Here is a 13,947-nt window from a genome sequence, read left to right as displayed (position 1 = left end):
AAAAAAAAAATGCCGGTGCCACCGTTCAACTTGTTGATGGCAGTGTTGCCGCGCACCAGGTTGCTCAGTGTGTTGCCGGTACCATTGATGGCCGTGGTGCCGGTGAGAGCGAGGTTCTCGACGTTGGTGGTCAGCGTCAGCGTCACAGCGGACTGGATGGTGTCGTTGCCGGCGTTTGCGGCTTCAGTCACCACATCGGTGCTGACGTTGACCACATAGGTGTCGTCGCCCAGACCGCCCACCATCCTGTCGTTACCTGTCCCGCCATCGATCGTGTCGTTGCCGTCGCCACCAGTCAGGGTGTTGTTGGTGCTGTTGCCGATCAGGATATTGTCCAGGGCGTTGCCGGTACCATTGATGGCCGTCGTCCCGGTCAGCGTCAGGTTCTCGACATTAGCCGAAAGCGTGGTGGTCACGCTGGACTGGACGAGGTCGGTACCTTCGCTGAGCAGTTCGGTAACGACATCGCTAGCGTTGTCGACAACGTAGCTATCGTTACCAGCACCGCCGATCATCGTATCGGCCCCGGCACCACCATTCAGCGTGTCGTTACCGGCCCCTCCGGTCAGCGTGTTGACCGCCGTATTGCCGGTCAGCACGTTGTCCAGCGCGTTGCCGGTACCATTGATGGCCGTCGTGCCGGACAGGGTCAGGTTCTCGACATTCGCCGAGAGTGTATAGGTGACACCCGACTGGACGAGATCCGTGCCCTCAATGGCATTTTCGGTGACGATATCGCCGGTATTGTCGACGACATAAGTGTCGTCGCCGGCACCACCAATCATCGTATCGGCCCCGGTGCCGCCGGACAGCGTATTGGCCGCACTGTTGCCTGTGATGACGTTGTTTAGGGTGTTGCCAGTACCGTTGATGGCCGTCGTGCCAGACAGGAGCAGATTCTCAACGTTGTTGGCGAGCGTCAGCGTGACGGAACTACGGACGGTATCGGTACCTTCGCTGGCATTCTCTGTCACAACATCGGACGCGCTGTCGACGAGATAGGTATCGTCCCCCAGACCGCCCACCATCGTGTCGTTGCCCGCGCCGCCATCCAGGGTGTCGTTGCCGGCACCACCGGTCAGCGTATTAGCGGCGGAATTGCCTGTCAGGACATTGTTAAGCGTATTGCCGGTGCCGTTGATAGTCGCCGTGCCCGTCAGGGTCAGGTTCTCGACGTTAGTCGAGAGTGTGTAGGTGACAGAGGATTTGACGGTGTCGGCACCTTCATTGGCCGCTTCGGTCACCACATCGGCGGTGTTGTCGACAAAGTACGTATCGTCGCCACCGCGACCTATCAAGGTATCGGCACCCGGGCCACCGTCCAATGTATCCGCCCCTGAAAAGCCATAGAGCGTGTCGGCACCAGTCGTTCCGATTAGGCTGACCGGCACATGAGCAGCGATATTCATTTGGAAATTGGTGCTACAGCTCAATCCGCCCGCATCCGTTGCAGTCACCACAATTTGCATCAGCCCGATGTCCGCTTGCCCTGCAGTGCCGGTGAAGGTACGTGTGGTGCCATTGAACGTGAGCCATGCCGGCAAGGCATTTCCATTAGCTTGCTTGGCCGTATAGGCAAGTGTGTCACCAACGTCCGGGTCGGCAAAGGTACCGTTGGGCAAGACGTAAGTGAAGGCCACACCCTCCGTCGCCGATTGACTGTTCGGTGTCATCGACAACACCGGCGCATCGTTCACATTCAACACGGCATCGGTTGCGCCACTGGCCACCGACTCAGCCGTGCCATGCCCATCCACGTAGCTGGCCACTACCCGCATCTGTTGGCCGACTTGCGACTCGGTCAGTGTGAAGCTCGTACTCGTCGCGCCAGCAATATCGTTCCAGATCGCGCCATTGGCGCTCGACTGCCACTGGTAACCAATGGTGCCCAGACCATCTAGGTCGCCGAGGGTGTTGCCGGCGCTCAGCGTCTGGTTCTGGGTGGCGGCACCGGTGACCGTGACCGTGCCGGTGGGTGCGTCGTTCACATTCAACACAACATCGGAGGCGCCGCTGGCCACCGACTCAGCCGTGCCACGCCCATCCACGTAGCTGGCCACTACCCGCATCTGTTGGCCGACTTGCGACGCGGTCAGCGTGAAGCTCGTACTCGTTACGCCGGCAATATCGTTCCAGGTCGTGCCATTGGCGCTTGATTGCCACTGGTAGCCAATGGCGCCCAGGCCATCGAGGTCGCCGAGGGTGTTATCGGCGGTCAGCCTCTGGTTCTGGGTGGCGGTACCGGTGACCGTGACCGTGCCGGTGGGTGCATCGTTGATATTGGGGGGCTCGCTATCACTTGCGTTGCTCCCCCAAACAGCCGATTCGATGTCTGGACTCTCCCAATACGAATCGGTTGCAGACCAAGAAAAATATTCCAGACGAGAAGGAGTGGTCGCAAACCAATCTCGTACTAACAGGGAACTGGAGGAACCGTTAACAGAGATCAACAAATCATCTCCATCGCCGGCAAAACGCGTGTAGTACACATCCTCGGGCAGAATCGAGCGATCAATTCCCAACCAGTCCCGACTGTCATCACCCGATAGTTCGACGATTACATCTCGTCCGCTCGTGCGCGTCAGAATGTAGGCATCGCCTCCCATGCCTCCTTCGAGCAGGTCATTACCCCCGTTCTGATGAAACCAGTCATCCCCGGCCCCTCCAACCATATGGTCGTCGCCGCCCATGCCAACGATGACATCGTTCCCACCACCGCCTTGCAGCAAGTCATTTCCCGAAGTCCCAACTAGCCAGTTATCCCCATCGTCACCACTCAGGTTCACAATGGCAGCCTTGACTTCGGATGGCGAGATTACTTGTCCATCGGCGAATTCAAGGCGAGGGGCATTCTCAAGCCTTCCTCCATAGCCAATTGAGTCGCCTGAACTGAGGATACGGAAGTAGAGATCGCCATCCTCAAGCCGAATAGTTAGTTCCGAAGGGGCGATTCCCGCTCCAAATCGAATCACGTTCTCGGAGTTGCTCCCTGCCAGATTCTCCGGGTGAAATTCCTCAATCCAATCTTGGCCGTCTCCCAAGTTGAACACATAGGTGTCTGCGCCAGCCCCTCCAATCAGAAAGTCATCTCCTAGACCACCAATCAGAATATCGTCTCCAGAGCCGCCTAACAGAACGTCATCTTTTTGGCTGCCAGTTAGAACATCGTTACCAGCGCCCCCAATGAGTGTTTTACCGATCCCGGCCCGCTCCTCAAGCTCAGCCGTATCCCAGACTGTTCCGTCAGAAAAGGCAACAGACGCTACTTGAGCACCTACGGGATGTCGCCAACGTAACAGATCGATTCGATCCTCCGAACCCGCGATAGTCAGCACCAAGTTGTCTCCGTCGGCCACTACAGAAACGTCATCGGGCGAGATGCCCTGACCAAAACGGACTTGGTCTATATCTTCAGAAAGCGAATCCTCATCGGAAACCAAATCATATCCGTCGCCTCGCTGGAAGATATAAACATCATCTCCAGGGCCCCCGATCAAATAATCCTCACCAAGGCCACCATGAAGTTCGTCATTGCCCCCCATCCCTTCCAGTTCATCATCCCCGCCAAGGCCATACATCGCATCGCCAGCCTCGGTGCCATAAAGCCACGGATCATTGTCCTCGGTACCAATTATTTCGTTGTCGGATGGTGGATTTTGTAGCGCAAGCTCAAGCGCCCCTTGGTCCCAGACCGTTTGATCGGCGAATTCAACAGCGGCGACTCGGGTGCTTTCCCCCTTCAGCCAATCCGACAACGTCAGGCTATCCGTACTCCCTTTGATCCGCAGTACGAGATCGTAGCTGTTGGCTAACACCGTCACGTCTTGCGGCGATATTCCAGAGGAAAACCGCACGATATCGCGGTCGCCTACTACCGCACCGCTCTGGTCAATGACATCTTGCCCGTCGCCTCTAGCAAAGACGTACACGTCGTCGCCAGCACCACCATTGAGGAAATCGTTGCCACGCAAACCGAAAAGGGTATTGTCGTACTCGTCCGCTGACAGGGAATCATTTCCATCCGTTCCGACGATAGCGCCGTATGCATCCGCCTTGGCAATCAGCACATTGGTATCCCAGCCAGTGCCGTCAAGAAACCTGACTTGCTCAATGCGTTGCTGCGTATCGAGCAGCCAGTTGACCATGGTGATTTTGTTGCCCCGGACAGAATGTGAAAGCACCAAGTCATTTCCAACCCGTCTTACCGAGACCTCCTCCGGCTTGACATCGTAGGCAAACTGCAGCGTATCCACCCCTCCGGAGTCCTGCAGCAGGTCCTGGTCGCTGCTGTAATGCACCACATATACATCGTTTCCTTGGCCCCCCATCAATTGGTCATTGCCTTCGCCACCGGCCAAGGTGTCGTTGCCAGCACCGCCGACCAACGTGTCGTTCCCAGCCATTCCGAACAGCACCTCAGCACTATTGCCCGCAGTCAGCTGGTCGCTCTGGGCATTTCCGATTTGGGTGCCATCACCCAGGTTAGGCATCGCCGGAGCGAATTGGAGTATTTGAGACATTGGCATGAAGAGCCCCTTGCCGAATTTGAAGCCTTCAACGCCAAACCCGATCGGGTCATTCGCATTCGGCATCACGATCCGTGCATGCAAGGCACCATTCCAAGACACATCCAGGGTTAGTCGTAGCTGGCCATCGCCATCATCATGCTCACCCCAAGAGAAGGATAGGTCAGCCAGTTTCAAGGCCTCGGGCAGAACTACTATATCCTGTGCCCCGATTCCCGTATCGGCTTTCAAAGCGTAGTCTCGGCTATTTCCGATCAACATGGGAGGCAAGGCCGGGAAGTGCACCAAATCGCCCGACGCAATGGCTTCGGCAACAGACCACTCGGGATATCTCGCGGCAAACCACGCATCCATCTCCGGGCGCGAGTAGAAGGTTGGGCCACCATCACCAGGCCAGATCGCCCAATGCTCTACTGGACTGAGTTCCCGGTAGTTCGATATCCCTTGTTGCCCATAAAACCAGCTCTTGTAATCATCCAAACTGCTGCCGGCATCCTGAATCAGGTCAGCTCCCGATTCGGCTGCGTCCAGAAAGACATACCGGTCACTCAATTGACCACCATAGAGTTGGTCGTTGCCTTCACCGCCAACCAGAATTGCACCGTTTCCGCGAATGATGTCGTTGCCGGTGTTTCCGTATAAAAGGTCTACCTGGGTTGCGCCACCTTCACTGACAATGGTGTCGCTGCCGGCTCCGCCGTCGACCAACTCAGTCGCCCAGCTATTCGCATGAATCTCGTTATCCGCGTCACCTGCAACGATTTCATCGACCAACGACAAATGCTGAGTCGATAACGAATAGCGAACCGCCATTCTGTTCCCAAGCACGCTATTCTCTTGAGAAGTCCAACCGGTCAAATCATCATCAAAGCTGCTGACGAATCCATATACTTGATAGGTATCTCGCCAATACTGGGTAAGCTTCTGCCCAACAGCCTCCCCTTGTTCATTTCTGACCAAATCAGAGTAACTCCAATGGGAACTCTGGAAATTCGTTTGGCGGTCTCCCAAGGAAATATTTGCAATCGCAGTCCCTGTCGTTTGGTCAATACCGCCTACAGCATTGTTCTCAATCAAAAGATCGTTGCTTTGATTGCGCCGGACTTCGTACTTAACGATGTAGCGGCTCGCACTGTCACCGTATAGCCACCCTTGAAAATTCGACGACTCATTAACGCTGTCTGTCTGCGACAGGACTTTACCGTCGAGGGTCGCAAGCGTTGTGGTCGATAAATCAGTGATTTTTTGAAATGCCCCAATATTTGACAGGGTTCGTTCAAAAGCCAGATTTCCCAAATTGATAGAGGGATACTGAAGTGTTTTCCCCAGTTCGTAGGAAAAATAGCTCTGACCTTGCAGTTCAGACTCGAGACGGCTGGAAATCACCTGATTTCGTGTCTCGGTCCACAGCTTACCCAAGGCAGACCTACTCATCGCCCCAGAGAATATCTCCGAAAGCGGAGTTGATTGCTGACCTTCAAAATCAACCTGCCAATTGGATTGCTCTGCGACAAAATAGTCTTTAATCAGGACGCTCCCTAAGGAAGCATTCAAGGACAAATGGAGATCGTCGCCAATCCGGGCTGCAGAAAAGGATTCCGGATTAAGGCCGAAGTCAAAACGCAATATGCTGTTTTCCGAAGCGTTATCAATGACGACGTCCGATCCAAAATTTGCGGAGAACCGGTAAATATCTATACCGTCACCACCGGAAAGCACGTCATCACCAATCCCGCCAATCAACAAGTCTCCACCGGCGCCTCCGGCGATACGGTCAGTAACGTTAGTCCCATTGATGACGTTGTTGTCTGCAGAACCACTGAGATCGAAACCTTGATTGATTAATTGTGTATAAGTAATCTCCGTTCCATCATCAAACTGGAAACGGTTGATCGCCGGAGTGCTCTTAGTAGCCAAGGCGTCATTGGGATCAAATCCATCGATGTAGATCGCATCATTTGGGTCACTGCCGATCACCAGCTTCAGTTTTCCAAGAAAGAAATCCAGCTTGATATCCGACGGGGCAATGCCGGCCCCAAACTTGATTGTATTGAGACTTAATGAGCCTCCCGGAGTGCCGCTTGCAATACTCGCATCCGTAATATGATCGGTTCCGTCTCCAATGCGATAGAGATAAGTGTCATTTCCGGCACCACCCTGCAGAAAATCGGTACCAACCCCGCCGGCCAGAACATCGTTGCCATCTCCGCCATAAAGCAGGTCATCATCGGCACCACCATCCAGCACATCATCGCCGGCCTCTGCAAAAAGCCGATCCGTGCCAATCCCCCCCATGAGCGTGTCGTTGCCGGCATACCCGCGCAGATAGTCGTCCCCCGCCTCTCCGTCCAGATAATCGTCGCCCTGATCCGTTAACGCCACATCATCGGCATCCCCAAATAGGCTATCGTTGCCTGTCCCGCCGAGGAGTTGGTCGCTGCCAGCACGCCCGATCAGTGCATCGTTCCCCGCGAATCCCCTGATCCGGTCGGTAGTATTGGTTCCAGCAATACTGTCATCACCGTCGGTTCCATCCAGATCAAAGCCCCGTGCTAGCAATTCCTTGTCGGTCAGCGTACTGCCGTCGGCAAACTCGAAACTAACTATGGAAGAACTATTGAACACATCGTTCTGGTTGAAATCTTCAATGTGAATAGCATCTCCATTGCCCATATCAAGCATGAGCGAACCCAGGCGTAACTTGATGGTTGAGGCATCGACACCAGCGCCAAAGCGGAGAATGTTCTTCTCTCTTTCATTGTCATGAATGGTATCTACGCCGTCCCCTGCATTGTAAAAATAGACGTCGTCCCCTACCTCACCCCAAATCGTGTCATTGCCGGTGCCACCTTCCAAGTAATCCTTACCGGCCCCGCCGAAAATCTGGTCCTCGTCCTCTCCACCAAATAGGTAGTCATCCCCTTTGGAATTTGCCCATTGACTGACTGGATCGTCGTCACCCCAAATGGAATCCTTCCCTTCTCCGCCAAAAACAATATCGTCTCCCCCCTGACCGATCAGGTAATCGTTACCTTTACCACCATCGATCACATCATTTCCGTGGTTTTCTGGAAGCGTCCAGACAACCGACACACCATCAGGTTGGTTACCGTCACCATAGATCAGATCGTTACCGCCATCGCCGAACAGAATATCTCCCTGGTCCATGCCATAGACCAGATCATTGTCAGCACCACCATGGACGATATCCGACCCGGTACCAGCGGCAATGAAATCATTGCCAATGCCGCCGTCAATAAGGTTGCCTTGATCGCCATCGAGTCGGTTTCGTGGCGCGTTGGAAAACGCTCGAGGCACCCCATTGGCAGAAGTGATGAAATATCCGGCCGTCCAGTTAAAGCCCGTTCCTTGAGGATTGAAATAGTCATTGACTGGACGTTCAAAATCCACGCGCGTTGGGTTGTAGTGCGCCTTGTCGCTGGAGCCGAAGATTTTGTCATGACCATCCCCACCGAAGATCGTATCCGCTCCCAATCCCCCCTGGATATGGTCATTGCCTATCCCTCCCAGAATGTAGTCGTTGCCCGCCTTACCCGACAGCGCATCGTCACCGCCACCGCCATCAATTACATCGTTTCCGGTAGTGCCACTGATCTGGTCCAGCGCATTCGCCTCCGCACCATCTTTGGCGTAGTTCTCACCATCCATCACATAAGTATCGTCTGTGATTTCAGGGGTATTGTGGTTATCGATTGCTTTCTTGAAATCGCCCATCAGCGTCACTGTAGGAACCGTCGTCGTACTGTCTTGCAAAACGATGCCCAAGGTACCCGCAGCCGGCCAGTCATTGACCAAAATGCGGCTTTTCGTGCTTTCTTTGAGGGCGACAAGAGTCTTCCCGCCGTTGAGCTTCACGAAAGCCTGACCCGATGCACTGTCCTTGTAAACGTTCTCCAATATCTTGCTACCGCCACCGAGCGTTTGCCCATCGACCTGGAGCGAACCGCTGCCATCGCTGTCGGTGACGATGTCGATACCGTAGTCGCCGGTGAACGTGTAGGTGTCGTTTCCGTCGCCCCCTCTAAGGAGGTCATTTCCCGCTCCGCCGTCGAGTGTGTCGCTCCCGCCCCCCCCCAACAGCAGATCGACGCCTTTCCCCCCTTTCAGGATGTCCTGCCCGCTACCGCCGAGCAGTACGTCGTTACCCTCGCCACCATTGAGCAGATCGCTGCCCGCGTTGCCGACCAGCAGATCGTTGGCGGTACCGCCAGTCAGGGTGTCGCTGCCATTGCCGCCGAGCATGAAGGCCCCGCGGTTCTGGGTGTCGGTGGCGGTCATGCCCCCTGCGCCGGCCTGCACATACCAGTCGCGCATGTAGGGCAGGAAGGCTTTGATCTGGCCGAGCTCTTCGTTGCTGAAGATGCCCGACGCCGCCATGCCTTCAACACGCCCAGTGTTGAGATACTGGTCAAAGAACTCGTATCCCTTGAGGATGAACTTGCCATCTTTCTTGGCATCCAGTTTCACCACCTCGCCACCAGCATCCATCTCTGCGATGGCGGCGGCGATTTTCTGTGAGACGTCGCCAATGGCGAAGCGGATGCCGCTGCTGCCTTCGCCGGTCGCAGCCAGGTCGGTGAAGAGGTGTTTCTTGCTGTCGTTGGCGTTGGCGGTGTCTTCGTAATAGAACTGCATGGCAAACGCCGCCAGGGCCTTGCTGATGTTGCGCACCTCAGCATTGCCGGCGTAGCCGTCGTTGATCGTCAGCCCGCCTTCCTGGGCGAGTTTCCACAGGTCGGATGTGAAACGCTTGACCATGTCGTCGGCGGGGAGGCTGCTTCCCATGCCGGCCTGGTGGCGGACGATGTGTTCGAGGAAATTGCGTTGTGGATTGTCTTTATTGTTTGGATCGAAGGCGAACAGGTTCTTGTCGAAGATCATCTTCAACAACTCGGGCAGCTTGAAGGTGACCCGGTTGAAGGTCTTGGCGCTGGCGTCGGTGTTGGTTGCGGCATTGGGGTCGCTTTGCAGGAAGGCGGTGAGCAGAGCTTGCGAGTGCAGTTCGATCTCCCGTAACGCAGGGATTTGCATGTTATTCTGTTGCGGGATGTTGCTTTGCGCGCCAATGCGTTGGAACCCCGGCAAAACCGTGAGAATCTCTCCGTCCACGTTGATGTTGGTGACGCTCCCCTCGTTGGGTAGGACATCCGGAGCGGCATTCTGCAGGGCGGCCACATAGTCGATCAGGCCTTGCAAACGCGCTGTGCCGTACTTCGGCTGACCATTGGCCGTTTGGCCCCGGAGGTAGTCCAGCAGGTCTTGGGCTACGGAGCGGATTGTGCTGCCGCTAACCGGGTCGGTGACGGTATACGTCAGCGCTGAGTTGCGGAAGGGGGCTTGGTCGAAGGTGACGGCCTTTTCACCAAACATGACCGCCATCAGGGAGGCCAGCCCCCCACCCAGGCTGTGCCCCGTAAAGGTGATGCTTGAACCGGTAGGTGCGCTGGCTTTGACTTGCAGGTAGTAGTCCGCCGCCTGTCGCAACTGGTCGGGCAGCCTGCCCAACGCCAGCGGGATGTTGCCATGACTCCAATCGCCATCCCCGCCGGTGCCAGCGAAGGAGATGACGATTTCTCTCGGATTCGCCTTGTTTTGGAAAGATATGGCCTCAAAACCGGTAGCTGCTTTGAACTGCGGAAAATCAGGGTTGTTTGGAACATGAAAGTATTCAAGCCACTCATCGGGCAAAGGAAACCAGTTCAGCGGGGCGCGAGTCGTTTGATATGCCCTTCCTGCCAGCACTGCGTAGTCGATTGTTGTTGCCATGATTTGAATTCCATTAAAAAGTCGATTTCTTGGCTTGTGCAGCGAGTGCCTGGGAACGTGTCGCTTAATTGATCGGCAAAGGTGGTACGGGGCTACGGTAGCGTTGCGCCCCCCAATCAGGGCAAAGCTCGCTGTCGGATAACGCCTCCCTCAAAATGCGCTTGTATTGGGGTTCCAGGTAATAATTCCTGGCATCGACGCCCTCCACCGTGTAGTAGGACTTCAGCAACTCCGTAGCGGGGCGCCCGACGATGACGTTTGTTTTTGTCAGCTCGGCAGGAAATTCCGCCATGGAGATACGTTGCCACCGGCTTTGTGCATGCTTGAACAGAACGTAGGGGGGATTTGGTCGCTGCCATTTGTTGTAGGCGATACAACCGGCTGGGTAGGTGGCGATGTAAGGTATGCCGTTCACCACATCGAACAGCAGCAGGTTTAAGCTGTTCGGTTCGGGCACGGAATCGCGGAAATCGGTTTCCCAGACGATGCGGTGTTTCAGACCCGGCACCTTGAAGGTTATGGTCTGACTCAGTGCAGTTCGATCCGTACTCGCCGGCGTCGAATATCCCCCTAGCTGGTAATGACGTTCTGCGATTGCAGTTTGTCCATCGTGCAACAGGACTTCTTCTTGCCATCCCATCGTGCGAGCGGCTATGCCACCCGTACAGCCGCTCAATCCAAGTAACGTCAGCGCTGCAACAGCGATGAAACCCTTGAATTGCGGTCTGAATTTGATACTCATGCTGCACTCCTTGACCGGTTGGGGATGGGTATGCGGATTTTTAGCCGCTTCTTGAGGACGACAAGATTCCTCCTACCGTTAATCGAATTTTGTAATTCACTGTTCATGCGATCTGTCTCCACAGCGGCAGCCCGCCGATCAAGGGGCGTGTCTGGTTTTGGCTTGGCGGCTTCTGCTGGCTGAGTGTATTCGGGATGATGCGTGGGCTTGCTGGTTCGGGAGCGGCAATCCCCAACAAACGCTCGTAGCCCGCCAGCCCCTGACGCAACGAGTAGCCAGCAACCATGTCTTCCCTGGCCTGCCGGCGCAGAGCTTCCTGCGCTGCCGGATCGTTCAGCACCTCGACGATGCGCCCGGCGATCACGGCATCGTCGAAGAAATCGACCCGCCAACCATTCTCGCCATGGCGCAGCTCTTCGCGGACGGGCGCCGTGTCGGCGCCGATGACCAGGCAGCCGCTGGCCATGGCTTCGAGCATGGACCACGACAGCACGAACGGATAGGACAGGTAAACATGAGTTGCCGATACCTGAAGTACCCGGCGGTAGACGCGGGCGGCGGCTTGGCCGACGCGTACGGCCTGTTCCATGGGGCGCAGATAGGGATGTCCGCCGGGTTTGGCATCCGGTGAGCGATAGCGCAGATGGCGCAGACCGGGGATGCCCGGTGAATCGGTATTACCGAGGACGACGACGCGCAGGTCCGGCCGGCCGGCCCATTGTCTAGCCAGATGGCGGAACTGGCCGGGGAAATTGGGGTGGATCAGCAGGATATTGCGTGTCGCTCCGCTCATGGTCGAGTCTGCTCCTCGACGATTTCCATAGCGTGCGGCTGGTCGCCCAGTTGGATGACCTCATCGACCATCAACCCCCTGGGAATCTGATGCGTAATAAACAGCATCGTCACTTTTCTCTTGAGCTTGTTGATGGTCTTGGCGAAATGTTCAGCCGTGTGCTGATCGAGGTTGGAAACCGCCTCATCAAAGACCAGAATCTTTGGCCGCTTGAGCAACGCCCGGGCAATGGCAATCCGCTGCCTTTGCCCACCCGATAGCCCCGTCCCCCGTTCCCCGATCTCCGTCTGATAGCCGTTTGGTAGTTGCTCGATGACCTCATGTATCTCCGCCGCCTTGCACGCCTGGATCACATCCTCGAAGCTGGCATGGGGATGGGCCATGACCAGGTTGTCGTAGAGGGTGCCAGCGAACAGTACCGTTTCCTGCGGCACGACGCCGAAGGTGGCTCGGAGTTCGTTGGCAGCGAGATGGCGGATGTCTTTGCCATCCAGGTTAATCTGGCCTTCGTTCGGTTGGTAGAAGCCGAGCAGCAGCTTGGCCAGTGTGCTTTTGCCACAACCGGAGGGGCCCATCAGCACGGTCAAGTGGCCGGGCTTAAGGGTCATGTTCAAATTGCGGTAGAGCCAGGGGTGATGTTCCGAATAGCGGAAGGCGAGATGGCTGAGGTCGATTCGGCCCGGCCCCTGATTTTCGCGGGTCGGCGTCAGGGTATGCGGCTCCTGCGGCATGTCGAGAATGTCACCGAGGCGTTTGACGGCGATGTTGGCTTGCTGGAATTCCTGCCACAGGCCGACGAGGCGCAAGAGCGGTTGGCTCATTCGCCCGGCGAACATCTGGAAGGCGACGAGCATGCCCACCGTGAAACCCTCGTTCTGCATGACGAGCAGGGCGCCGACGATCAGGATGGCCAGGGTCATGATTTGTTCGAGGCCGTTGCTGATGGTGTTGTAGGTGTTGCCGACTTGCTTGGTGCTGAATCCAGCGGCGAGGTATTGGGCGAGGTAGTCGCCGTACTTCTTCTCGATGTCGGCTTCCATCTGCAGGTACTTGACGGTGGCCATGCCCGAGACGTATTCGGTGAGGAAGGCCTGGTTTCGGGCACCGAGCATGAATTGCTGGTTGAGCTTGTCGCGAAAGAGCGGCGCGACGAGGAAGCTGATGACGGCGATGGCGCCCAGCAGGCCGACCGCGATCAGCGAGAGTTGCCAGCTATAGGCAAACATCACAGCCAAGAAGATGAGTAGGAAGGGGAAATCGAGGATCAGCGTGACGGCGGCGCCGGAGACGAATTCGCGGATGGTCTCGACGCCGTGCAGTCTTGCGACCAGGGTGCCGGTGGGGCGATTCTCGAAATAGGGCAAGGGCAGTCTGAGCAGGTGCCGGAAAACCTGGCTACCGAGAACCGCATCGATACGGTTGCCGGTGTGCAGCACAAGGTATTGGCGCAGCCAGCTCATACCGCTGGTGAAGAGCATGAATATGACCAGGGCTACGCCAAGAACGATCAGGGTGCTATGGGTCTGGTGAACGACGACCTTGTCGATGATGACTTGGGTGAACAGCGGGGTAGCCAGACCGACGAGTTGGATGGCGAGGCTGGCAAGCAGTACGTCACGCCAGATGGTCTTGTGCTTGAGCAGTTCGGGGATGAACCACGAGAAACCGAATGTCATGGACTCGGCTTTAAAGCCGGGAATCTCGCCTTCCTTGTTGGTGCCGCTGGCTTCGCGGGAGGCAAGGATCAGTTCGGGCTCAAACTGGCTGGCTGCATCTTCGACGCTGAAGGTTTCCGGAGTCTGGGAACCGGCTCGAAAGTAGAGAAGCTTGTGGCCATCGGTTTTGAGAATGAGGACCGGAATGACGGGGATGGCTTCCTCTGCAGTTGCTTCCGGCACGGCGCGCAGGAAAGCGATAGCCGGGAGCGGCAGCTTTTGCCAGTCGGCTGGGTGAGGACAATGGCCGGTCTTGAACCCGAGAGCACGGGCAGCTTCGTGGAAAGTGGCGAGGCTATACGGTGGTGGGAAATCTTGCTCAATAAGCTTCTGATCGAAGGGAATGCGATAGAGACTGCATAGGCTGCCAAGCAGCCAAAGCAC

General features: G+C 56.3%; 4 protein-coding genes. All 4 read right to left on the bottom strand.

What is annotated here, in order from left to right:
* A partial coding sequence (locus tag AT959_RS21660; protein ID WP_066886765.1) for a calcium-binding protein occupies window positions 1-10,313 on the bottom strand: 10,313 nt, incomplete at its 3' end.
* A gap of 64 nt (window positions 10,314-10,377) precedes the next feature.
* Window positions 10,378-11,055 carry a hypothetical protein gene (locus AT959_RS18790; RefSeq protein ID WP_066886761.1) on the bottom strand — a complete coding sequence of 226 codons (678 nt, stop codon included), beginning with the start codon at window positions 11,053-11,055 and terminating at the stop codon, window positions 10,378-10,380.
* Window positions 11,056-11,158: 103 nt separating this feature from the next.
* Window positions 11,159-11,848 carry a glycosyltransferase gene (locus tag AT959_RS18785; protein WP_066886756.1) on the bottom strand — a complete coding sequence of 230 codons (690 nt, stop codon included), beginning with the start codon at window positions 11,846-11,848 and terminating at the stop codon, window positions 11,159-11,161.
* Entirely contained in the window at window positions 11,845-13,947 is a 2,103-nt protein-coding gene (locus tag AT959_RS18780) for a peptidase domain-containing ABC transporter (RefSeq protein ID WP_205629966.1), read from the bottom strand. Before AT959_RS18780 ends, AT959_RS18785 begins: the two co-directional genes overlap by 4 nt.

Origin of the sequence: Dechloromonas denitrificans (assembly GCF_001551835.1) — a bacterium.
Lineage (GTDB): Bacteria > Pseudomonadota > Gammaproteobacteria > Burkholderiales > Rhodocyclaceae > Azonexus > Azonexus denitrificans.
Note: the sequence above shows the minus strand (reverse complement) of the source record. Positions and strands in the feature narration are given on the sequence as shown.

Excerpts from the sequence above, each read along its gene's own strand:
- AT959_RS18785 (WP_066886756.1), bottom strand. The coding sequence starts at position 11,848 with ATGAGCGGAGCGACACGCAATATCCTGCTGATCCACCCCAATTTCCCC.
- AT959_RS18790 (WP_066886761.1), bottom strand. The coding sequence starts at position 11,055 with ATGAGTATCAAATTCAGACCGCAATTCAAGGGTTTCATCGCTGTTGCA.